The following is a 22,619-nucleotide window of genomic DNA, read 5'->3' as shown; positions in this document are numbered from 1 at the left end:
ACCTGCTCCGGCGTCTCGTCGGTGGTGGTCACGAAGACTCTTCACTGCGAAGGGTGGTGGGCCGCGCGCTGCCGGGGCCGACGGGTGTCGGAGCGTCCCGGGCGACAGCGGAGTTCACCACGCGGGTTGGCCGGCAGCCGATCGTGAAAGTCGACTCGCGAGCGTCGTCCGGACGGGTCCGGGGCTGCGCGAGAATAGGTCTGATCGTCGAACAAACTGGGGAACCGAGACGACCGGGCAACCGAATTACGTGCACAGTCTATCCGACCGCTCCGACCAGCCGGTCGACGCCCCGCCGGGGCTACGATCCTCGGATGACGACGACGCACGCACGGACCGGTGCTGAGGCCATCCCGGCGCCGGGCTCCCTCGAGCTCGCCGACGCCGTGGAGCTCCTGGGGCTCGTCGCGCAGCTCGAGCACGTCGCGTTCTCCCGCCTCGCCGCCGACTCCACGCTGGCCCCGACGATCGAGCAGAGCCTCGAGCTCAGCCGGTTCGCGGCCGCCGCCGTCGAGCGCCGCGACCGCGTCCTGGCCCGCATCACCGCGATCGGCGGTGACCCCGTCGCGGCCGTGCGGCAGTACCACGACGTGCTCGACGACTTCGACGCCCGGACGCAGCCGAGCTCCTGGTGGGAGCGGCTGCTGAAGGCCTACGTCGGGTACGGCGTCGCCGACGACTTCTGCCGGCTGGCCGCGGAGGGGCTCGACGAGGGGTCGCGCGCCGTCGTGCTCGAGGTGCTCGACGACGCCTCGCACGCCGAGCTCGCGGTGGCCGAGCTGGACGCCGCGGGGGCCGAGGACGGCGTGCTCACCGCGCGTCTCGCCCTGTGGGGCCGGCGGCTCGTCGGCGAGGCGCTCGGCGTCGTGCAGCGGCTGCTGGTGCAGCGCCCCGCCCTCGTCCGGCTGGTGGCCCTGGGCTCCGCGAACCTGGACGCCGCGCCGCCCAACCCGCCGACCAAGCTCTTCGGTGAGCTCACCGCGCAGCACACGCGGCGCATGAGCCGCCTCGGCCTCACGGCCTGAGCACCTCCCGGCCCGAGCACACGAGAGCCCCGCACGGAGATCGTCTCCGTACGGGGCTCTCGTCGCGTCGCGTCGCGTCGGACGTCGCGCCAGAGTCGCGTCAGATGTTGCCGAAGCCGACGCGGCCCTTCGACTCGGAGCCGATCTCGACGTAGCCGATGCCCGCCGTCGGCACGATGAGCCGGCGGCCGCGGACGTCCACGAGCTCCAGGGCCGGGCGGCCGCTCAGGGCGGCTGCCACGGCGGCGGCGACCTCGTCCGGCGTCTGGTCGGACTCCAGGCTGATCTCCCGAGGCAGGTTCTGCACGCCGATGGTGATCTCCACCGTCATCTCCTTCACGTCCTTACTCCACGCTGTGGTTCTCGGGTCGTACCCGTGACTGCGTTCAGCCCGGTGGGCCGTGGCACGTCGTCCGATCCTAGGCGTCCTCGTAGACGAAGTCGGGCCGGATCAGCGCGGACACCCCGCCCCAGGCCAGCTGGGACACCAGCTCGACCGTGCGCTCGGGTCCGACGTCCGACGGCTGGCGCAGCCGGTGCGTCGCCGCGCCCTGCGCCATGGAGATGAGGGAGACCGCGAGCATGCCTGCGTCGTCGAGGGACAGGGCCGTGACCTGCGAGAGGACGACCGTGATCCGGCGGGTCGCCTCGGAGGACGCGTGCTCGACCCGGGCCCGCACGTCGGCGTCGTGCGTGACGTCCGACTCGAAGAGCAGCGCGGACGACTCTCCTGCGCCCTCGACGAACATGATGTAGGCCTTGACGATCGCGGCGATGACGTCGCGACCGTCGCCCCGGCGCACCGGCCCCTGCTCGATGCCGGACACCGCGGTGTCGACGGCCACGAGGAGGTCCGCGCCGTTCTGGTCGACGACGGCGAGGTAGAGGTCGAGCTTGGAGGGGAAGTGGCGGTACAGGACCGGCTTGCTGACCTCGGCGCGGTCCGCGATGTCGTCCATCGAGACGTGGTGGAAGCCCTCGGAGGAGAACAGCTCCTGGGCGATGCGCAGGACCTGGGCGCGACGCTCGTCGCGAGCCATCCGAGGGCTGCGGGCCCTCGGGGTCGAGTCGTCTGTCCCGTCCGTCATCCCGTGATGGTAGCCACGGGATGTGTCAGGGATGCGACGATGACCGGGTGACGGCTCCGGGTGAACTCCGGACGGGCCAGGGACCGACGCGTGCGCCGGGCCCCCGTCGTCGTCCGCCCCGGTCGCACCGGCACCGATCCCGCGCGGGGCGCAGCCTGCTCCCGGCCCTCGTCGCCGTCGGCCTCGGGCTGGCGCTCGGCGCCGGTGGAGGCTGGTGGGTGGTGGGGTCGCCGCAGGCCGCCGCCATGGTCGAGGGCGTGATCGGGCCGTCGTCGAGCGCCGCCGCCCTGCCCGTCGACGACAACGCGCTGCTCGACCGCGACGGCTCCCAGAGCCGGATGTCGGACGGGCGCCTGCCGGGCATCCTGGACCCGGTCGAGGCGCCGCCCGGGATGCTCCCCTCGGAGCCGGCGCCCAGCGTCTTCGCGCTCCCGCCCGGGCTGACGTCCCAGGACATGGCCGCGGGTCTGCTGTCGGTCGACGTGCCCGAGTCGGGCGCGGGCACCTTCACGGTCGTCGCCGGCTCCGACCCGGGTCCGGGGACCGGCACGGTCCGCACCGTGCGGGTCGAGGTCGAGGACGGCCTGGCGATCGACGGGGTCGCGTTCGCGGCGACCGTGATGGCCACGCTCAACGACCCGCGCGGCTGGGGCGGCGACGGCTCGCTGTCCTTCGCGCGGACCGACGGCGACGCCGAGATCCGCGTGCTCCTGGCCTCGCCCACGACGGTCGACAGCCTCTGCGCGCCGCTGCGTACCGACGGCGAGGTGTCGTGCGGCCGGGCCGGGCACGCGGCGCTGAACCTGCGCCGCTGGGTCGAGGCGACCGACGAGTACGCCTTCGACAAGTCCCTGTACCGGCAGTACCTGGTGAACCACGAGGTCGGGCACCTGCTCGGCCACCCGCACGCGAAGTGCCCCGGCGCAGGTCAGCCGGCCCCCGTGATGCAGCAGCAGTCGTACCGCGTGGCGCCCTGCACCCCGAACGCCTGGCCGTTCCCCTGACGGGCTGAGCGACACCTGCGGGTCGGACGCCGAGGGTGTCGGTGGCTCGTGATGGGATCGTCCGCGTGACCACCTCTGCGCACGCGCTGCGCCTCGTGCGCCCCGCGTTCGCGGACGTCCCGGCGGACGGCCCCGGTGCACCGGTGGAGCTCGACGCCGACCAGGCGGCCGCCGTCGCGGCCACGGACCGCGCGCTGCTGGTGCTCGGTGCCCCCGGGACCGGCAAGACGACCGTGGCGCTCGAGGTCGTGGTCGCGGCCGTCGAGGGCGGCCTGTCCGCGGAGGAGGTGCTGGTCCTGTCGTCGGGCCGGCGCGCGGCGGCCGACCTGCGGGACCGGCTCTCGGCCCGGCTGCGCCGGACGTCCGGCCGCCCGCTGGTGCAGACGGCTCCTGCGGCGGCGTTCTCGATCCTGCGGTCGCGTGCCTCCCTGCTGGGCGAGCCCGCCCCGACGCTCGTGTCCGGCGCCGAGCAGGACCTGCTGATCGGCGACCTGCTGGCGGGCCACGCGGCCGGCGAGGGCGTGCCGCTGGCCTGGCCGCCCGAGGTGCGCCCCGACGTGCTGGGCCTGCGCCCGTTCCGCGACGAGCTGCGCGACCTGCTCATGCGTGCCGCCGAGCGCGGCCTGACGCCCGTGGACCTGGCCGCCCTGGCGGAGTCGCAGGGCCGACCCGCCTGGGCCGCCGCCGCGCGGCTGTACGAGGAGTACCTCGACGTCGTCCAGCTGCGCACCGGGACGCCCGACCTGGGCGCCCGGCTCGACCCGGCCGTCGTCGTGGACGAGGCGGCGCAGGCCCTCCTGGCGTGGGAGGACGAGGTGCCGGGCGCGCTGCGGCCGCGCTGGAGCCTGGTCGTGGTCGACGACCACCAGGAGAGCACGTCGGCCACCGCGCGGCTGCTGCGGGCCCTCGCCGACGACGGTGCCCGCACGGTCCTGCTCGCCGACGCCGACGCGGCCGTCCAGACGTTCCGCGGCGCGACGCCCTCGCTCGTCGGCCGGGCGGGTGTCGACGGGACCGGGCCGGGAGAGCTCGGGGCCCGCACCGTCGTGCTGCGGACCGCGTGGCGGCACGACCCGGGTCTGCGGGCCGTCGTGGGGCGGATCGCCGAACGGGTCGGCGCGGTCGGCGGCGTGCAGCACCGCCGTGCGACCGCGGCCCGGGCCGGCGGGGGCGACGTGCGCGTCGCGATCCTGCCCAGCACGGCGCAGGAGGCGGCGTTCGTCGCGCACACGCTTCGCAGCGCTCACGTCGAACAGGGTGTGCCGTGGGGCGAGATGGCCGTCGTGGCCCGGTCGGGCGCGCAGGTCACCGCCCTGCGGCGCGCCCTGGCGGGGGCGTCCGTGCCGGTGAGCGTGCTCGGCAGCGACGTCCCCCTGCGCGAGGAGCCCGCGGTCCGGCCGCTGCTCGACGCGATGCGGATCTGCGTAGGCGCGGTGCCGCTCGACGCCACCACGGCGGCCCGCCTGGCGTGCTCGCCGCTCGGCGGCCTCGACACGGTGGGTCTGCGGCGCGTCCGTCGAGCCCTGCGCGCGCAGGAGCTGGGCGCGGGCGGCGGGCGGACCAGCGACGCGCTGCTGGTCGAGGCGCTGTCGGCCGACGACGAGGACGTGGCGCCGGTCGCCCGCCCGATCGCCCGGCTCGCCCGGGTGCTGGCCGCGGGCCGCCGGGCGACGGCGGTGGTCGGCGCCGACGCGCAGACGGTTCTGTGGGCCCTGTGGCACGCGGCCGAGCAGGCCGAGCCGTGGCGCCGGTCGGCGCTCGCGGGCGGGGCGGCGGGCGAGCGCGCGGACCGCGACCTGGATGCGGTCCTGGCCCTGTTCCGCGCGGCCGAGACGTTCGTGGACCGGATGCCGCGCTCGACGCCGGGGGCGTTCGTGGACTGGCTGCAGGCGCAGGACCTGCCCTCGGACTCGCTCGCGGCGCGCGCCCGCCGGGCCTCCGTCCAGGTGCTGACGCCCGCGGGTGCGGCAGGGCGCGAGTGGGACGTCGTCGTCGTGGCCGGGGTGCAGGAGGGCACGTGGCCCGACCTGCGCCTGCGGGACTCGCTGCTGGGCGCGCAGGCGCTGGTCGACGTGGTCGCCGGCCGCGCCGGATCGGGAGCGTCCGACGGTGCCGCGGCCCGCGAGGCCGTGCTGGCCGACGAGCTGCGGTCGTTCGTGGTCGCGTGCTCCCGTGCCCGCCGCGCGCTGCTGGTGACCGCGGTGGACGACGCGGACCACCAGCCGTCGCCGTTCCTCGAGCTGGTCGACCCGGCGGACGACGAGGTCGACCCCCGCCGGACCAGCGTCCCGGCGCCGCTCGACCTGCGGGGACTCGTCGCGCAGCTGCGGGCGCACCTCGAGCAGGCGCTGCTCGACGACGTCGACCCCGACCCCGCCGCCGCGGCGACGCTGGCCCGGCTCGCCGCGGCCGGGGTGCCCGGCGCGGACCCCGCGCAGTGGCACGGCCTGGCCGCCCCTTCGAGCGACGCCCCGCTCTGGGCGGCGGACGAGCGTGTGCCCGTCAGCCCGTCCAAGGTCGAGACCGCCCAGCGGTGCGCGCTGCGCTGGGCGCTGGAGGCCGCCGGCGGCACCGCCTCGGCCAGCGGCGGCCAGAGCCTGGGAACGCTGCTGCACGCGATCGCGCAGGAGCACCCGCGCGGGACCGAGGCCGAGCTGTCGGAGGCTCTCGACCGCCGGTGGGGCGAGCTGGGCCTGGGCGACGGCTGGCCCGCGCTCGCCACCCGCCGCAAGGCCGACGCGATGGTGCACCGGCTCGCGGTGTACCTGCGGACCGCGGGGGAGCCGCTGCTGGTCGAGGGGGAGTTCTCCGTCGACACCGACCGCGCGACCCTGCGGGGATCGGCGGACCGGATCGAGCTCGTGCAGGACGACGCCGCGGGACCGGTCGTCCGCGTGGTCGACCTCAAGACCGGCGCCAGCCCGCCCAGCGTCAGCAAGTCCGCCGAGAACCCGCAGCTCGGCGCCTACCAGCTCGCCGTCGACGCCGGTGCGTTCGACGGGCTGCCCGACGGCGCGACCAGCGGCGGCGCGCAGCTGGTCTTCCTCGGCACCGGCGCCTCCGCGGTCCTGCGGACCCAGGAGCCGCTCGGTCCCGAGGTGGACGGCCCCAGCTGGGCGCGGACGATGGTCGACCAGGTGGCCGAGCGGATGGCCGCGTCGACGTTCGAGGCGACCGCGAACGACCTCTGCGACCGTTGCCCGGTCCGGCGCTCGTGCCCGGTCCGCGGCGAGGGCGGGCAGGTGGTCGCATGACCGTCCTGCTCACCGCCGCGCAGATCGCCGCGCTGGTCGGCCAGCCGCCGCCGACGCCCGAGCAGCGGCTCGTCATCGAGGCGCCCCTCGGGCCGTCGCTGGTCGTGGCCGGCGCCGGGTCGGGCAAGACCGAGACCATGGCCGCGCGCGTCGTGTGGCTGCTCGCCAACGGCATCGTCGAGCCGGACCAGGCGCTGGGCCTGACGTTCACGCGCAAGGCCGCCGGCGAGCTGTCCGAACGCGTGCGCCGTCGCCTGCGCACCCTCGCCCGCGCCGCCACCGCGGAGGGCATCGCCCTGGCCGGGGGCCTCGACCCGGCCCGCGGGGACGCGCTCGCGGGGCTGTCCCGGCCGACCATCTCGACCTACAACTCCTACGCCGCCTCCCTCGTGGCCGACCACGCGCTGCGGCTCGGGCTGGACCCGTCGGCCCGGCTGCTGGGCGAGGCGGCCCAGTGGCAGCTCGCGGCCGAGGTGGTCGAGGCGTGGAGCGACGACCTCGACACCGACGCCGCGACCTCCACCGTGATCGAGGCGGTGCTGGCGCTGTCCGGCGCGCTCGACGAGCACCTCCTCGATGCGGCGGGTGCGCGCGCCGGGATCGAGGGCATCCTCGAGGCGATCGCCGCGACGCCCCCGGGGACGCCGCCGCGCGAGCCGTACGCCGACGTCAAGAAGCTGCTGCGGTCGCTGGGGGAGCGGGTCCGGGTGCTCGACCTGGTGGCCGAGTACCGGACGCGCAAGAGGGCCGGCGACGCGATCGACTTCGGCGACCAGGTCGCCCTCGCCGCCCGGCTGGCGTGCGACGTGCCGGAGGTGGGCGCGGGCGAGCGGCAGAGGTTCCGCGTCGTGCTGCTCGACGAGTACCAGGACACGTCGTACGCGCAGCTCACGCTGCTGGGCGCGCTGTTCGGCGGCGGGCACCCGGTGACCGCCGTGGGGGACCCGAACCAGTCGATCTACGGCTGGCGCGGGGCGAGCGCGGGCGGGCTCGAGGGGTTCCCGACCTCGTTCCCGCAGGTCCGCGAGGACGGCACGCGCGCGCCCGCCGACGTGCACCAGCTCTCGACCTCGTGGCGCAACGACCGGCTCATCCTGGCGGCGGCCAACCAGGTGGCCGGCCCCCTGCGCGCGTCGGCCACCCGGGTCGCCGTGCCGGTGCTCGAGGCCCGACCCGGCGCGGGCGAGGGCCGCGTGCACGCCCACGTCGCCGAGACGCTCGAGGACGAGGCGCGGGCGGTCGCCCGGTTCGTGCGCGAGCGGTGGCAGCCGGCCGGTCCGGGACGCGACCGGGTCACGGCCGCCGTGCTCTGCCGCAAGCGGTCCCAGTTCGAGCCCCTGCGCCGGGCCTTGCGCGACGCCGGCCTGCCGGTGGAGGTCGTGGGGCTCGGGGGGCTGCTCTCCGCGCCCGAGGTGGTCGACCTGGTCGCGCTGCTGCAGACCGCGCACGACCCGTCGCGCGGCGACGCGCTGATGCGGCTGCTCACCGGCGCGCGCACCCGACTGGGCGCGTCCGACCTGCACGCGCTCGCCGCGTGGTCCGGCGAGCTCGCGGCCCGACACGGCGGCACGTCGCGCACGCGGGCCCGGGTCGATGCCGGCGCGGCCGGCGGGGTCGGGCCGGCCGACGTCGTCGTGGAGGCGGACGCGGTGGACGAGCGGAGCATCGTGGACGCGCTCGACGCGATCTCCGAGCTGCCGGCCGCGGGGTGGACCAGTCGCGGAGGTCGGACGCTCAGCGCGGTGGGCCGTGCGCGGCTGGGCGAGCTGGCCGCGACGCTGCGGGTGCTCCGGGCGCACACGTACCTGTCGGTGCCCGAGCTCGTCGGCGAGGCCGAGCGCCTGCTCGGGCTCGACATCGAGGTCGCGGCGCGCGCTCGGACGTCGCCGGGGCGGGCACGCGCGCAGCTCGACGCGTTCCGCGACGTGGCCGTCGAGTTCGCCCGCTCGGCCGACCACCCCTCGCTCGGCGGCTTCCTCGCCTGGCTGGAGGCGGCCGACTCCCGCGAGAACGGCCTCGACATGCCGGTCTCGGAGCCGGACCCCGACGCGGTCCAGCTGATCACGGTGCACGCCGCCAAGGGGCTCGAGTGGGACGTCGTCGCCGTGGCCGGCCTGGTGGACGGCGGCCTGCCGGCGACGCCGACGCAGGGCAAGGAGGGACCCAAGGACTCGGCGTGGCTGACGGGGCTCGGCTCCCTGCCGTACCCGCTGCGTGGCGACCGCCACGACCTGCCCGTCTTCGCCTACGCGGGCGCGGCGGACCCGAAGGACCTGGAGGATCGCCGCAAGCGGTTCGTCCTCGACGCCGGTGACCACGAGGTCGCCGAGGAGCGCCGGCTCGCCTACGTGGCCCTGACCCGTGCCCGGTCCGACCTTCTGCTCACGGCCGCGTGGTGGGGGGACGGCTCGCGCGTCCGCAAGGTCTCGACGTTCCTGACCGAGCTCGCCGAGGCCGGTCTGGTCGAGACGGAGGGCTGGGACGACGCGCCCGGCGAGGACGGGACGAACCCGCGCGCCTCGCTGACGCTGACGGCGACGTGGCCGGCCGACCCGTTCGCGGCCGACCCCGCCGGCACGGAGACGGGACCGACGCGACGGGCGCTCGTCGAGGCGGCGGCCCAGCACGTCCGCGCCGCCATGGCGCGGCAGGGTGTCGCCGACGACCGGACCTTCGTCGAGGCGCGCCAGGGCGACGCCCCCGGCGACGCACCGGTCGACCCGACCGGTGCGACGCCCGAGTCTTCGCCGCAGCACCCGTGGGACGTGCTCGCCGAGCGGCTGCTGGAGGAGCGTGAGCGCGCCCGCACACCGTCGGGCGAGGTGGAGCTCCCGGCGCACCTGTCGGCGTCCGCGCTGGTCAGGCTCGAGGGCGACCCCGCGGAGTTCGCCCAGCACCTGCGCCGACCCGTGCCCGCCGAGCCGTCGCCGCAGGCCCGTCGCGGCACCCGGTTCCACGCGTGGGTCGAGGGCTGGTACGGCAGCGCGTCGCTGGTCGACGTCGACGCGCTCCCGGGTGCGGACGACGACTCGGCCACGCTGGACCTGGACGAGCAGGCGCTGCGGGACGCCTTCCTCGCCACCGAGTGGGCCGACCGCTCGCCCGTGGCGGTCGAGGTGGACATCGAGACCTCCGTCGACGGCTACGTCCTGCGCTCGCGGATCGACGCGGTGTTCCCGGACGTCGAGCGGACGAACGCTGACGCGGCCGGCGGCGACGGCGAGACGTCGATCGACTCCGACGGCCGGACTGCGGCCGACGCCGTGGTCGTCGTCGACTGGAAGACGGGCGCACCCCCGAAGGACGACGCCGCCCGTGCCTCCCGCGAGCTCCAGCTGGCCGTCTACCGGCTCGCGTGGTCGCGCTGGACCGGCACGCCGGTCGACCGGGTGCGCGCGGCTTTCTGCTACGTCGGCGCGGGCGTCACGATCTACCCGGAGAGGCTGCTGGACGAGTCCGAGATCACCGCGCTGCTGCAGGCGGCCACCCAGGACCCGCAGGCCGCCGGTGCCGTCGTCGGACCCCGCCCCAACCGTCGGGCCCCCAAGGTGAACGGTCCGGGCCGGCGCCGACCGGGCTGGGAGGGCTCGAACGCGTCGCCCGGCCGCCGCCCGGCACCGACCACGTCCCCGACGCTCTTCGACACGGACTGACGGAGCCCGACCGACGGCGACGGGCCGGCGCGGTGGGGCAGACGGGCGCGCCGAGTCGAAGGAGCCCGGGCCGGTTCGCCGATGCGTCGACGGCGCTCGCGCGGTTCGCCGACGTGCCGACGGGTGCCGGCCTTCAGTCGAGCAACCGCGCGCGCACCCGTGCCAGCTCGTCGGCGGTCACACCATGGACGTCGAGGTACTCGGCCACGTCGAGCCCCGCGAGCAGGTCGCGCAGGTGCCCGGTGACCTCGTCCAGCCACAGGCGGAGCTCGGGCCCGCTCAGGGCGACCTCGTCGCTGCGTCCCGCGGCGGCGTGCTCGTTCATGGCGACCACGCTGCGCGCGTAGTCGTCGACGATCTCGTCCTCCGGGACACCGACCAGCGAGAGCAGCAGAGCGGTGACCAGGCCGGTCCGGTCGCGGCCGGCGGAGCAGTGGACGACGACCGCGCCCGGCGGTGCGTCGGCGATGGTCCGGACCACGGCGACCATCAGCTCGGGCCAAGCCTCGAGGTTCGCGCGGTAGTACACGGGCGAGTTGAGGTGGTCGCCCCAGCGCGCCATGAAGCCACGGTCCTCCCACACCTCGACCGGGCGGTGGTACCGGGTGACGCCGCTCGGCAGCTCCAGGGGCGCGATCTCGTGCGGGTTGCGCAGGTCGACGATCGTCCGCACGCCGGCGGCGACGAGCTCCTCCCAGCCCTGCTCGTCGAGCCCGTCGAGCCGCGGCGCCCGGAGCACGCGGCCGAACCTGGTCGTCCCGGAACCCGCGGGCAGCCCACCGAGGTCGCGCGCGTTGTGCAGCCCGCCCCAGGTGACCGATCGATCGGTCACGCCATGAGGGGTTCGGCCTCGGCGTCCCGCCGGGTGTGGGCGTCGAGGTCCTCGAGCATCCCCACGGCGTCGTCGATGATGTCCTGGTCCTGCGAGCGCACGCCGTAGAGCAGCCAGCGGGCGAGTGCGAGCTCACCGGCGAGCAGGGCGCGGTCGGCGAGGTGCGGGTCGGTGAGCTCGGTCCGGCGCAGCTGGTACGCCTCCATGATCGAGTCGGTCACCTCGGGGACGGCGGCGACGAGCAGCCACGCGAGGTCGTCGGCGGGGTCGGCGACGCACACGTCGCCCCAGTGCAGCACGCCGGTCACGGCGTCCCCGGCGACGAGCACGCGGTCGCTGGTGAGGTCGCCGTGCGTCACCGTGGGCCGGAAGCGCCAGAGCGCGACGTCCTCGAGCCGCTCCTCCCAGCGCCGCAGCAGGGCGGGCGGGACCTTGCCGGTCCTGGCGGCCTCGTCGACCTCGGCCTGGCGTCGCTCCCGGTACTGCCCGGCGTCGTACACGGGCAGCCCGGCGTCCTCGACGAGGCTGGTCGGAAGCTCGTGCACGGCGGCGATGGCGCGTCCGAGCGAGGCGGCGAGGCCCGGTCCGGGTGCGAGGTGCTCGAGCCGCAGGGTCCCGCCGGGGATCTCGGGGTGCACGGCCGCGCGGCCGCCCTCGGGCAGGTGGGCGAAGCCGACGGGGGCCGGCACAGCGAACGGGAGCGTGCCGCGCTCGACCTCGGCGGCGAGCCTGCTGAGCACCGCGACCTCGGCCTCGAGCGCGGCGCCCGCTGCTGCGTGCTGCGGGGCGCGGACCACCCAGCGGTTGCGGTGGGCGTCGATGACGACGGCCGTGTCGAAGTCGGACCCGGGCTGGGCGGGCCGTCGGACGTCGAAGGCGTCGAGTCCCGGGACGGCGACGGTCGCCAGCGCGGCCAGGGCGAGAGGGGATCGAACCACGCGCCCAGGATAGGCGGGCCGCCGGGCTGAGCCGTCCGCGTGGCCCGGCGTGTCTCCGTCCGATTCGTCCCTCTCCGGGGGCCGCGTACCGTAACCGCGTGATCGTTCCGGATGACCTCCCGCTGTCCCGCGCCGGCATCGACCGTGCCGCGCTGCTGCGCGTCGACGACGCGTTCGTGCCCGCCGCGCTCGCCGACGAGACGACGCGCGTGCTCCTGGTCTGCGACGGCGCGGTCGTCGCGACCCCGGAACCGCGGGTCGCGCTGCTGACGCCGGCGGACGTCGCGGAGCTGCTGCCCGAGCCGGGCGAGTGGCTCCTGCTGGGCCGCGGCGACGCCGACGAGGTGTACCTGGCGCGCCGCGTCCCCGAGCGCCGGCCGGCGCCGCGGGTGGGGGAGGCATCGGACGTCCTGGTGCACGGCGTGCAGGACGGCGGTGCCACGAGCGCGGAGCCGGTGCTCCGCGACGGGCTCGCGTGGGCGTCGCTGCGCGACATCGGCGCCGTGCTGTCCCCGCAGGAGGCGGGCCTGGCGACGACGGCGGTCGCCCTCGACTCATGGCATGCCCGGCACCCCCGGTGCCCCCGGTGCGGCGCACCCACGCGCCTGGGCCAGTCGGGGTGGATCCGGGTCTGCCTCGTCGACGCCTCGGAGCACTACCCGCGCACCGACCCTGCGGTGATCATGGCGGTCGTCGACGCCGACGACCGCCTGCTGCTGGGGCACGCGGCGCACTGGCCGGCCGGCCGGTGGTCGACGCTGGCCGGGTTCGTCGAGGCGGGGGAGTCGCTCGAGCACGCCGTGCGGCGCGAGGTGGCGGAGGAGACGGGCGTCGTCGTCGGCGACGTGTCCTACCGCGGCAGCCAGCCGTGGCCGTTCCCGGCGTCGCTGATGCTCGGTTTCCGCGCGACGGCGACCTCGACGGAGGTCACCGTGGACGGGGTCGAGCTGACCGACGCCCGGTGGTTCTCCCGCGACGAGCTCGCTGCGGCGGTGGGGGCCGGCGAGGTCATCCCGCCGGGGCGCGCGTCGATCGCCCGGGCGCTGGTGGAGGAGTGGTTCGGCGGACCCCTCTGAGCCTCAGGAGAGGCGTTCGCGGACCTGGGCGAGCGACGGGTTCGTGGCCGCCGACCCATCCGGGAACACGACCGTCGGCACCGTCTGGTTGCCACCGTTGAGCGACTCGACCAGGGCCGCGGCGTCCGGGTGGTCCTCGATGTCGACCACGGTGTAGCCGATGCCCGCGGAGTCCAGCTGCGTCTTGAGCCGGCGGCAGTAGCCGCACCACGTCGTGGAGTACATCGTGACGGTGCCGGCGTCGGGCAGGGTCTGCGTGGTCATCGGTCCTCGGGTGGTCGCAGGGTCGTGGGCGAGGTCGTCGCCCCAGGCATCAACACCGGCGCGGCCCGGTCTCTTCCCGGGTCGGGAAGCCCCGGCGAACGGGGGGCCGGGACGGGGCGCGCGGTCGGGTGACCGTACCCGACGTGCACAGGGCGCGCCGACCTGTCGGCGGGTGCTGCGAGACTGTGCCCGATGTCCGCCGAAGCCCTCCTCGATGCGCTCGACCCCGAGCAGCGCGCTGTCGCGACCACCCTGCGCGGCCCGGTCCGCGTGCTGGCCGGCGCGGGCACGGGCAAGACCCGGGCCATCACCCACCGCATCGCCTACGGCATCCAGGTGGGCGCGTACCGGCCGGCCAACGTGCTGGCCGTCACGTTCACCGCGCGGGCGGCGGGGGAGATGCGGACGCGGCTGCGCCTGCTCGGCGCGTCGGGCGTCCAGGCGCGCACGTTCCACTCGGCGGCGCTGCGGCAGCTCGGGTTCTTCTGGCCCAAGGTCGTCGGGGGGCCGCCGCCGCGCATCCTCGAGCAGAAGGTCAAGCTGGTGGCGCACGCGGCGCAGCTGGTCGGCCTCGAGACCGACCGGGAGAGCGTGCGCGACCTCGCCTCGGAGATCGAGTGGGCGAAGGTCTCGCTGGTCACGGCCGACGACTACGCCAAGGCGGCCGCCGCGACCGACCGGCCCGGCCCGGGCGGCACCGACCCGCAGTCGGTCGCGCGGCTGATGGCGGCCTACGAGTCGGCCAAGGACCAGCAGGGGGTCATCGACTTCGAGGACGTGCTGCTGCTCCTCGCGGCGATGCTCGCGGAGCGCAGGGACGTCGCCGACTCGGTCCGCGAGCAGTACCAGCACTTCGTCGTCGACGAGTACCAGGACGTCAGCCCGCTGCAGCAGTACCTGCTCGACCAGTGGCTGGGCGGCCGGCAGGAGCTGTGCGTCGTCGGCGACCCGAGCCAGACCATCTACTCCTTCGCGGGCGCGACGGCCCACCACCTGACCTCGTTCACGGCGACCTACCCGCGCGCGACCACCGTGGAGCTGGTCCGGGACTACCGCTCGACGCCGCAGGTGGTCGGCCTGGCCAACCACGTGATGGACGCCGCGCGCAAGGCGGGCGGCCCGCCGCCGCTGGCGTTGCGCGCGCAGCGACCGGACGGGCCCGACGTCTCCTACGTCGCCTACCCGGACGACGACGCCGAGGCCGCCGGGGTGGTCCAGGGCATCGCGGACCTGGTGCGCACGGGGGTCTCCGCCGCCGACATCGCCGTGCTGTTCCGGACCAACGTGCAGTCGGAGGCGTTCGAGGCGGCCCTGGCCGACCGCGGGATCGCCTACCAGGTCCGCGGCAACGCCCGCTTCTTCGCCCGGGCGGACGTCCGCAAGGCGCTGGTCCTCCTGCGCGGCGGGGCTCGCTCGGCGGACCCGGACGTCCCGATGCCGGAGTCGGTGCGGGACATCCTGCGCAGCGCGGGCTGGACCGACTCGCCTCCCGAGGGCCGCGGGGCCGCCCGCGAGCGCTGGGACGCCCTGCAGGCGCTCGTCTCGCTCGCCGACGCCCTCGCCGCCGCGCCGCCCACGCCGGGTGTCGAGCCCACGGTGGCCGACCTGGTGGCGGAGCTCGACGAGCGCGCGGCCGCCCAGCACGCCCCCACCGTCGAGGGGGTGACGCTCGCGTCGCTGCACGCCGCCAAGGGCCTCGAGTGGGACGCGGTCTTCCTGGTCGGGCTCTCGGACGGGCTGCTCCCGACCGTCCAGGCGCAGACCGAAGCCGCCGTGGCCGAGGAGCGCCGCCTGCTGTACGTCGGCATCACGCGGGCGCGCGAGCACCTGCAGCTGTCCTACTCCCGGGCCCGGCATCCCCGCGCGCGTGCGACCCGAGGCGTGTCGCGGTTCCTCACGGACCTGTGGCCCGACGAGCGCCGCCGCTCCACGGGACCGCGCCGCGAGCTCGACGACCGCCAGCAGGAGGTCGTCGACGCGCTCACCGCCTGGCGGGACGCCCACGCGGCCGAGGTCCGGCGGCAGCCCGCGTCGGTGCTGACCAGCGCGACCATCCGCGCGATCGCGGAGCGCAGCCCGAGCACGCTCGAGGAGCTCGGGGCGGTCCGCGGCGTCGGTCCGACGACGCTCGCAGGCATCGGCGAGGACGTGCTCGCGACCGTCCGCGCGGTGGTCCACGCGCCCGTCCGCTGAGCCGATCGGGCGCTCCGAGAAATTTCTCGAGGAATCTTCGTTAAATCGGTTGTCCGCGTTTCTGGGCCTGTCCTAGGGTGGGCGACGTCCTTGTTGAGGGACCGCGCTGAAGAAGCGAGGGTCCGAGCCGGAGAGGGGGTGGGTGCACTGATGGAGAACATCACGATGATCGCGACGCCGGACGCTTACGCGTTCCTCCCGCGACTCGTCGCACCCGTCACGTTCCGGTCCCAGGGGATCGCTCTGCCTATCGGCGGCGGCGCCCTGGAGCTCACGGGCGGGCCTGCGAAGCGTCGTACGGCGACCGATCCCGCTCAGCACCTCATCCGGACTCCCATGATCTGACCCTCACAGAGGGCCTCAGGCCGCGGAGTCCGAACTCGGACCCGCGGCCTTTCTGTTTCTCCCGATGACTCGGGTGGACGGGTTGGCGATCGGTCCGGCACCGACGCAACACGCTCACCAGCAAGGACATCAGGAGGACATCGTGCGGCTCACGACGCTGCTCGACACGGTGAACCAGGGCGGATCCGGCCCGTGGCCCCTCACCGACAGCACGACGGCGACTGACGACCGAGAGACCTTCGACCAGCTCGTCGCCGACTTCATCCCGTGCCGCTCGGGCGACCCCGAGCTCTGGTTCGCCGAGCGGACGGCCGAGGTCGAGCAGGCCAAGGCCCTGTGCCGCGAGTGCCCGCTGATGGAGGGCTGCCTGGCGGGCGCCATCGAGCGCGCAGAGCCGTGGGGCGTCTGGGGTGGCGAGGTGTTCGTCGGCGGTGTGGTGGTCGCGACCAAGCGCGGTCGTGGTCGCCCCCGGAAGAACGCCGTTCCCGCGGCCTGAGGCCGTCGTTCATCGGGATCCCTGCGCGCCGGCCGGCGACGCGGGGAGGGCGGTGCACCCACACTCGGGGTGCACCGCCCACGTGCGTCTGCGGGGGACCGCGTCCGGCAGCGCCACCTCGAACGTGACCCCCGGCGCCAGACCCGGGGTGCGGTCGAGGTGCGCGAGGACCGCCGCCGCGCCCAGCCCGGCGCAGACCGCGGCGACGGCCCCGGGTTCGCCCGGTGCCACCCGGTCGGCGCGCAGCTGCGTGCCGAGGTCCGGCCAGGCGCCGTCGGCGTCGGTGCGGTGCAGGTCGAGGCAGCGCAGGCACGGTCCGACGCCCGGCACGACGAACGGTCCGACGACGACGTCGGCCTCGCGCACGACCACGCCGAGGTGGGCGCTCGAGCCGGCGACGAGGGCCGGCCCCCGCAGCGGGTCCGCGGCGTGGTCCTCGACGAGCACGACGGCGTCGAGCCGGCGGTCGGAGGTGGTCGACACGTTCGGCGCGACGTCGCGCAGGAGCCGGGGCGCCACGTGCTCCCGGGCCGACCCGACGTCGGCCCACCGGTAGCCGCACACCCCGACGTCGGTCGAGCGCACGGGGCGTCGGTCGTCGACGAGGACGGTGCCGACGCCGGCCGCCGCGAGGGCGACGGCGATGCCCAGCCCGGTCGGCCCGAGCCCGAGCACCCCGACGACGCGGTCCGCCCGCCGGCGCACCAGCCCGGCGCCGTCGGCGTCCACACGCAGCAAGGACCACACGTCGGCGTCGACGGCGGCCGCCCCGCGGAGCACCGGCTCGGGCGGCCGGTCCTCGGTCAGCCCGGCGTGGGTCAGCGTGGCGACGATCTCGCGCAGCCGGTCCGCGGTGACGCCCCGGCCGGCCGCGAGGGCGCCGAGGTCGGCGAGGTCGGTGCGGGGATCGACGCGGACCAGCAGGTCGGTCTCGGCGGGGGTCAGGTCGGGCAGGCGCACGGCCCACCGGGGGTCGGTCCCCACCTGGACCTCGGTGGCCGTGCGCCGCAGCACGCGCAGTCCGGCTCGCAGTCGCATGGGGCCCACCCTGGCAGCGGGCCGCGCGCGCCGGACCGCGTCGTCCACAGTCCCCGGACATGCCGAAGGGCACCGTCCGTGGGGACGATGCCCTGAGGCGAAGGGGTGAAGCTCAGGCCTTGCCGAGGATGCGGTTGAGCTTCGTGCCGCACACCGGACAGGTGGCCTTGGCCATCCTGCGGCCGGATTCCGAGATGACGACGTCGCCCTCGGCCTCGCGCTTCTCCTTGCACTTCACGCAGTAGAACTCGCCTGCATACGTCTCGGCCATGGTGCCCTCCCTCGGTGTCGTGCACCGGACCGGGGAACCGCCGGCCGGCGGCCGGGCGTCGTGGTGCAGCAACGCCCGCGCGACGTCCACAGTAGTAGTCGAGGCACCCGCAGCCCCGAGAATCCTGCAGGACGCGCCGGGAGCCGACGGGTGAACCCGGTCGTTCGCGTGCCCCGCGCTACCGTGCACCTGTGCAGCCCACGCAGGACCTGTCACAGGTCGAGATCCGTCGTTCACGCAAACGCGTGCGCACGGTGACGGCCTGGCGGGAGGGCGACCGGACCATCGTCGCCATCCCGGCGCGGTTCACGCGGGCGCAGGAGAACGAGTGGGTCCGCCGCATGCTGGCCCGGCTCGCGGCCCAGGAGCGCCGTCGCCGACCGTCCGACGACGAGCTGGCGTCGCGCGCCGCGGACCTGTCCACGCGGTACCTCGGCGGTCGTGCCCGGCCCACCAGCGTGCGCTGGTCGAGCAACCAGGGCAGACGGTGGGGTTCCTGCACGCCGTCCGAGGGCACCATCCGGATCTCCGACCGCGTGCGCGGCATGCCGCGGTGGGTGCTCGACTACGTCCTGCTGCACGAGCTCGCGCACCTGCTCCACGCGGGCCACGGACCCGACTTCTGGGCGGAGCTCGACGGCTACCCCCGCACGCTGCGCGCCCGCGGCTTCCTCGAGGGCTACTCCTACGCCGCCGAGCGTGGCGCGCAGACGCCCGCGGACGGCGAGGGGGTCGACGACGAGGACCCTGCCGACGAGGTGGACGACGCGGAGCTCGAGGAGCCGGAGGACGTGGTCACGGACGAGGTGGACGAGCTCGCGGCGGACAGCGTCGACGACGCGCTCGGCCAGCTCGAGCTGGAGCTGGGCGACGCGACGGCCGAGCGGAACCCCTCAGGGCGTCACCGCTCGAGCTAGGCGCTGGTGTCGCTGTCCGGGTCCTCGCCCAGGATCTCGGCGAGCGCGCGGTCGATCTCCGCGGCGTCGTCCACGGCGGCGCGGCGACGGGCCGCGTAGCCCGACGGGTCGTCGAGGTCCTCCGTGCTGGGCAGCAGGTCCGGGTGGTCCCACACGGCGTCGCGGGCGGCCGGTCCGTTGTCGCGACCGATCTGCGCCCACAGCGCGGCGGCGTCCCGCAGCCGGCGGGGGCGCAGCTCGAGGCCGACCAGGTTGGCGAACGTCTGCTCGGCCGGGCCGCCGGCGGCGCGGCGGCGGCGGATCATCTCGCGCAGCGCCATGGTGTGCGGCAGGTGGGGGAGCGCCGCGGTGGCCGCGACCTCGTCGACCCAGCCCTCGACCAGGGCCAGCGCCGTCTCGAGCCGCTCGAGCGCGGCGGCCTGCGCCGGCGTGGTGTGCGGGGCGAACACGCCGCCGGACAGGGCCTGCTGGAGCGCCGCGGTGTCGGTCACGTCGATCGAGCGGACGGCCTCCTCCAGCTGGTCGGCGTCGATCGCGATGCCGCGCGCGTAGGTCTCGACGGTCGCCAGCAGGTGAGCGCGCAGCCAGGGCACGTGCGTGAACAGCCGGGTGGCCGCGGCCTCGCGCAGGGCGAGGAAGAGGCGGACCTCCTCGGCGGGGGCGTCGAGACCCTCCGCGAACGCGTCCACGTTGGCGGCGACGAGCGCGGGCGCCGGCTTGTCCAGGAGCGGCAGGCCGATGTCGGTGGTGCCGAACACCTCGTGCGCGAGGGTGCCCGCGGCCTGGCCCACCTGCATGCCGAACACGGCCGAGCCGAGCTGGCGCAGGAGCTGGGCGGGCTCGATCCCACCGGGCAGACCGAACCCCTCCTCAGCCCCCTCGGGCAGGGCGCCGCCGAGCGCGCCGACGAGGGCGACGGACAGGGACGACGCCACCGGCTCCGTCAGCGTCCGCCACGTGGGCAGCGTCGCCTCGACCCACTCGGCGCGGCTCCAGGCGCGGGCCGTGCCGGTCGACGGGGGCAGGTCGGTCGCGGCGTCGAGCCACAGCTCGGCGACGGCGAGCGCGTCGAGGACCTGCTTCGTCTGTGCGTTCGTCAGGGACGGGTCGCCCCCCGCGGCGGCCTGCTGGCGGGCCAGGTCGTGGGCCATCTGCCAGTTCACCGGGTCGTCGCCCGAGGCGGCGAGCAGGGCCTGGACCTGCGCGAACACCTGCTGCAGGGCCGCCGGGTCGTCGGGCAGGCCGGACGCGGCGGCCATCGCGGCGGGGTCGAAGCCGCGCTCCTGCAGCTCGCGGATGGCCTCGTCGGCACTGTCACCCAGCATCGCGCGCATCACCTGTTCCCAGGCGGGCACGCCACCATCGGCTCCGGGGACAGCGGAGTTGTCGGGACTCACGGGGACCTCCTGCGACGATAGGGCCGGCTGCGAACCACCGTAACCGCGCAGCACAGGAACGAGGGATGGTGGGCGAGCAGATTCGCTCAGGGCGCAGCACCGCGGACGACGACGTCGTCGTGGTCGGCCGCGGGCCGATCGCGGCCGCGGTGGCGGCCGCCTGGGGCGGCAATGTCCGGAGCATCGACGAGGTGCCGGACCAGAGCCCGGCGGACGCGCTCGCCGGCGCGAGCGTCGTCGTGCTCGTCGCCCACCCGGGCGATCTCGTGGCCTCCGCGCTCAAGGGCCGACGCGAGCGCGAGGCGGCGATCGTCGCGCACACGCAGCGCGGGATGGCCGCCGCACGAGCCGTCGGAGCGCGGCACGTCGTCGCCATCACGTCCGCGATCGTCTACGGCGCGTGGCCGGACCGTCCGGTGATCCGGGACGGCGACCCGCTGCCCGGCGCGGAGGAGGCGGCGCGCGACGGGCTGGTCGGGGACCTCCTCGCTGCCGAGGCGGTGCTGGCGCGCGGCGGTCGTCGCAAGGTCCCGTCGGTGACGATCCTGCGACCCGCGGCGGTGGTCGGCGCGGGCGTCGACACGTTCGTCACTCGGCACTTCGAGGCGCCGCGCCTGCTCACGGTGCGCGGCGCCACCCGGCAGTGGCAGTTCGTGCACGTCGACGACGTGGCCGGTGCGGCGCGGTTCGCCGTCGAGCACGGGCTCGTGGGGGTGCTGACGGTGGGGGCCGACGACGTGCTCGGGCCCGCGCAGGTCGAGGCCGCCGCGGGGATGCGGGGGATCGAGCTGGCGGCCGCGACCGCCTTCGGCACCGCCGAGCGGCTGCACCGTGTGGGCGTGCTGCGGGCCCCGGCCTCGGAGCTCGCCTTCGTCGTGTACCCCTGGACCGTCGCGGCCGACCGCTTGCGGGCTGCGGGCTGGGAGCCGCGCTGGTCCAGCGCGGCCTGCCTCGACGTGCTGCTCGAGGGCGTGCAGGGCCGGCTCGCGGTGGCCGGTCGACGCGTGGGCACCCGCGACGCTGCCGCGCTCGGGGCCGCCGGCGCCGCCGTGGCGCTCATCGGCACCGCCGCGGTGTGGCGTCAGGCGCGGGCGCGTCGGCGACCGTGAGCGCGACGGGGGATGATGTGCCGGTGCTGGACGAGTCCTCCCCCTCCCCGTTCGACGACGCCCTCGGCGAGCCCGAGCCGGCGTTCGAGCGCGAGCGCGTCAGCCCGCGGTCGATCATGCTGTCGGTCGGCATGCTGGTCACGGCCCTGCTGCTCGCCGCGCTGGTGATCATGCCGGTGCCGTACGCCGTCAACAGCCCCGGCCCGACGCGCGACGTGCTGGGCGAGCACGACGGCACGCCGCTCATCCAGATCTCCGGCGCCGAGACGTTCGACTCGACCGGCGAGCTGCGCCTGACCACCGTGTCGGGCACAGGCGGTCCGGGCTTCCCGTCCAGCGTCGTCGGCGTGCTGCAGGGCTGGCTCTCGAAGTACGTGGTCGTCAAGCCGGTCGAGCTGCTCTACCCGCCGGACCAGACGCAGGACCAGATCAACGAGTCGAACACGGCCGAGATGGTGTCCTCGCAGGAGAACGCCACCGTCGCGGCCCTGTCCGAGCTCGGGTACGAGGTGCCGGCCACGCTCGTCGTCGCCGGCACGGTCGAGGGCTCCGACGCCGAGGGCAAGGTCGAGGAGGGCGACGTCATCGTCGCGCTCGACGGGGTGGCCGTCCCCGACTACCAGGGCCTGATCGAGCAGCTGGGGACCGTCGAGCCGGGGTCCACCGTGACGCTCACCGTGCGCCGGCACGGGCAGACCGTCGACGTGCCCATCGTCACCGGCACCAAGGACGACGGCCGCGCGCAGATCGGCGTGTACATCGACCCGACGTTCGACCTGCCGGTGGACGTGACCATCAGCATCGACGACATCGGCGGCCCGAGCGCCGGGACCATGTTCGCGCTGGGCATCATCGACAAGATGACGCCCGAGGACGAGGCGGCCGGCAAGGACATCGCGGGGACCGGCACCATCGACGTGACCGGCGAGGTCGGCGCCATCGGCGGGATCCGGCAGAAGCTCGCGGGGGCCAAGCGCGACGGCGCGACGTGGTTCCTGGCGCCCGACTCGAACTGCGACGAGGTCGTCGGCCACGTACCCGACGGGCTGCGCGTGGTGAAGATCTCGACCCTGCACGAGGCTCGCGAGGCCATCACGGCGATCGGGGCGGGGACCGCCGGCGACCTGCCGACCTGCACCACGTAGTCAGTCGAGGGTCGACCGCACGGCGGCGACCAGCCCGGGCACCAGGTCCGGACCCTGGGCGACCTGCTCGTCGTCGTCGTTCGCGCGCGACCGCACGGCGCACCAGGCCGGACCGCCGCGCAGCGCGCCGACGGCGAGGCGGACGTCCTGCCGCTCCGGGTGGTTCAGCAGGTAGTCCAGCGCCGCGTCGGTGTCGTGGGGCATGGTCTCCTCCGCGGCGGGCGGCAGGACGACGCGCTCGACGGTGACGGCCATCCCGTCGACCGTGGACGGCCACGACAGTCCGGCCAGCAGCGTCTCGAGGTCCGGCGCCTGCGGGAGCTCCTCCTGCTCGACCGACGTGAGGTGCCACGGCTCGGTGCGGGCGGCCGTGAGCACCGCGGGATCCAGCTGGTCGGCGAGGCCCGGCTCGGTGAGCAGCATCGCCTGCGTGCGCACGAGGGCGAACACGCGCACAGGTGCGTCCCAGCCTGCGGCGGCGACGTGGTGCTCGATCTCGCGCACGGAATCGGCGAGGACGGCGAGGGAGGGTTCGGTCACCGGCTCATGGTCGCATCCGTGTGGGAACCTGTGC

Annotated in this window: 19 protein-coding genes and 1 pseudogene; 11 read left to right on the top strand and 9 right to left on the bottom strand. The window is 75.6% G+C overall.

All coding sequences use genetic code 11. The annotated features are described in order from the left end of the window. The first annotated feature begins 314 nt into the window (after positions 1–314). Complete coding sequence (locus tag AC1DWH_RS13145) at positions 315–1,025, top strand: ferritin-like fold-containing protein (protein WP_456845245.1); 711 nt, start codon at positions 315–317, stop codon at positions 1,023–1,025. Positions 1,026–1,125: 100 nt separating this feature from the next. On the opposite strand, the gene AC1DWH_RS13140 is transcribed toward AC1DWH_RS13145, so the two are convergent. Both AC1DWH_RS13140 and AC1DWH_RS13135 read right to left on the bottom strand, forming a co-directional pair. After that, positions 1,126–1,356: a DUF3107 domain-containing protein gene (locus AC1DWH_RS13140; protein WP_456845250.1), complete on the bottom strand. Its 231-nt coding sequence runs from the start codon at positions 1,354–1,356 to the stop codon at positions 1,126–1,128. Positions 1,357–1,444: 88 nt separating this feature from the next. Continuing rightward, entirely contained in the window at positions 1,445–2,113 is a 669-nt protein-coding gene (locus AC1DWH_RS13135; RefSeq protein WP_456845246.1) for a TetR/AcrR family transcriptional regulator, read from the bottom strand. Between the two features lie 221 nt (positions 2,114–2,334). Here AC1DWH_RS13135 and AC1DWH_RS13130 point away from each other — a divergent pair, with 221 nt between their 5' ends. From AC1DWH_RS13130 to AC1DWH_RS13120, 3 genes are all read left to right on the top strand, one after another. Further along, on the top strand, positions 2,335–3,117 hold the full coding sequence (locus AC1DWH_RS13130) for a DUF3152 domain-containing protein (protein ID WP_477094052.1): 783 nt from the start codon (positions 2,335–2,337) through the stop codon (positions 3,115–3,117). A 65-nt stretch (positions 3,118–3,182) separates the two neighbouring features. Continuing rightward, positions 3,183–6,371 carry an ATP-dependent helicase gene (locus AC1DWH_RS13125; RefSeq protein WP_477094051.1) on the top strand — a complete coding sequence of 1,063 codons (3,189 nt, stop codon included), beginning with the start codon at positions 3,183–3,185 and terminating at the stop codon, positions 6,369–6,371. Continuing rightward, positions 6,368–10,024 (top strand): UvrD-helicase domain-containing protein, encoded by a 3,657-nt coding sequence (locus AC1DWH_RS13120; RefSeq protein ID WP_477094050.1) that lies wholly within the window; start codon positions 6,368–6,370, stop codon positions 10,022–10,024. The genes AC1DWH_RS13125 and AC1DWH_RS13120 overlap by 4 nt, the downstream gene beginning before the upstream one ends. Positions 10,025–10,157: 133 nt before the next feature. Here AC1DWH_RS13120 and AC1DWH_RS13115 read toward each other — a convergent pair whose 3' ends face one another. After that, positions 10,158–10,856, bottom strand: coding sequence for a tyrosine-protein phosphatase (locus AC1DWH_RS13115; protein ID WP_477094049.1), 699 nt, complete (start codon positions 10,854–10,856; stop codon positions 10,158–10,160). Next, positions 10,853–11,794, bottom strand: a complete 942-nt coding sequence (locus AC1DWH_RS13110) for a phosphotransferase (RefSeq protein ID WP_477094048.1) — start codon at positions 11,792–11,794, stop codon at positions 10,853–10,855. Before AC1DWH_RS13110 ends, AC1DWH_RS13115 begins: the two co-directional genes overlap by 4 nt. Before the next feature lie 98 nt (positions 11,795–11,892). Between AC1DWH_RS13110 and nudC the strand changes: the two genes are divergently transcribed. Next, complete coding sequence (gene nudC, locus AC1DWH_RS13105; RefSeq protein WP_477094047.1) at positions 11,893–12,870, top strand: NAD(+) diphosphatase; 978 nt, start codon at positions 11,893–11,895, stop codon at positions 12,868–12,870. 3 nt (positions 12,871–12,873) lie between these two features. Here the strand turns inward: nudC and AC1DWH_RS13100 are convergent, their stop codons facing one another. Continuing rightward, positions 12,874–13,134 carry a mycoredoxin gene (locus AC1DWH_RS13100; protein ID WP_456846206.1) on the bottom strand — a complete coding sequence of 87 codons (261 nt, stop codon included), beginning with the start codon at positions 13,132–13,134 and terminating at the stop codon, positions 12,874–12,876. 192 nt (positions 13,135–13,326) lie between these two features. Between AC1DWH_RS13100 and AC1DWH_RS13095 the strand changes: the two genes are divergently transcribed. The 3 genes from AC1DWH_RS13095 to AC1DWH_RS13085 all read left to right on the top strand — a co-directional run bounded on the left by AC1DWH_RS13095 (position 13,327) and on the right by AC1DWH_RS13085 (position 16,168). Beyond that, on the top strand, positions 13,327–15,327 hold the full coding sequence (locus tag AC1DWH_RS13095; protein WP_477094046.1) for an ATP-dependent helicase: 2,001 nt from the start codon (positions 13,327–13,329) through the stop codon (positions 15,325–15,327). Positions 15,328–15,477: 150 nt separating this feature from the next. After that, a complete protein-coding gene (locus tag AC1DWH_RS13090) occupies positions 15,478–15,672 on the top strand; it encodes a hypothetical protein (protein ID WP_477094045.1) in 195 nt (64 codons plus the stop codon). A 142-nt stretch (positions 15,673–15,814) separates the two neighbouring features. Further along, positions 15,815–16,168, top strand: a complete 354-nt coding sequence (locus AC1DWH_RS13085; RefSeq protein ID WP_477094044.1) for a WhiB family transcriptional regulator — start codon at positions 15,815–15,817, stop codon at positions 16,166–16,168. A gap of 9 nt (positions 16,169–16,177) precedes the next feature. Here the strand turns inward: AC1DWH_RS13085 and AC1DWH_RS13080 are convergent, their stop codons facing one another. Together AC1DWH_RS13080 and AC1DWH_RS13075 are read right to left on the bottom strand one after the other, a co-directional pair. Continuing rightward, positions 16,178–17,206, bottom strand: a complete 1,029-nt coding sequence (locus tag AC1DWH_RS13080; protein ID WP_477094043.1) for a thiamine biosynthesis protein ThiF — start codon at positions 17,204–17,206, stop codon at positions 16,178–16,180. A gap of 112 nt (positions 17,207–17,318) precedes the next feature. Further along, positions 17,319–17,477 carry a DUF5679 domain-containing protein gene (locus AC1DWH_RS13075; RefSeq protein ID WP_370504085.1) on the bottom strand — a complete coding sequence of 53 codons (159 nt, stop codon included), beginning with the start codon at positions 17,475–17,477 and terminating at the stop codon, positions 17,319–17,321. Between the two features lie 191 nt (positions 17,478–17,668). Between AC1DWH_RS13075 and AC1DWH_RS13070 the strand changes: the two are divergent. Further along, positions 17,669–18,244 (top strand): annotated as a pseudogene (locus AC1DWH_RS13070) (SprT-like domain-containing protein); the annotation flags it as partial. 146 nt (positions 18,245–18,390) lie between these two features. Here the strand turns inward: AC1DWH_RS13070 and AC1DWH_RS13065 are convergent. Next, positions 18,391–19,791, bottom strand: a complete 1,401-nt coding sequence (locus AC1DWH_RS13065; RefSeq protein ID WP_477094042.1) for a zinc-dependent metalloprotease — start codon at positions 19,789–19,791, stop codon at positions 18,391–18,393. A 65-nt stretch (positions 19,792–19,856) separates the two neighbouring features. Between AC1DWH_RS13065 and AC1DWH_RS13060 the strand changes: the two genes are divergently transcribed. Together AC1DWH_RS13060 and AC1DWH_RS13055 are read left to right on the top strand one after the other, a co-directional pair. Further along, positions 19,857–20,900, top strand: coding sequence for an NAD-dependent epimerase/dehydratase family protein (locus AC1DWH_RS13060; protein WP_477094041.1), 1,044 nt, complete (start codon positions 19,857–19,859; stop codon positions 20,898–20,900). A gap of 23 nt (positions 20,901–20,923) precedes the next feature. Then, positions 20,924–22,045: a YlbL family protein gene (locus AC1DWH_RS13055; protein WP_477094040.1), complete on the top strand. Its 1,122-nt coding sequence runs from the start codon at positions 20,924–20,926 to the stop codon at positions 22,043–22,045. Here AC1DWH_RS13055 and AC1DWH_RS13050 read toward each other — a convergent pair whose 3' ends face one another. Further along, a complete protein-coding gene (locus tag AC1DWH_RS13050) occupies positions 22,046–22,585 on the bottom strand; it encodes a PPA1309 family protein (RefSeq protein ID WP_477094039.1) in 540 nt (179 codons plus the stop codon). Positions 22,586–22,619 lie beyond the last annotated feature (34 nt).

The organism is Cellulomonas sp. P2_F12, assembly GCF_056403775.1.
Note: the sequence above shows the minus strand (reverse complement) of the source record. Positions and strands in the feature narration are given on the sequence as shown.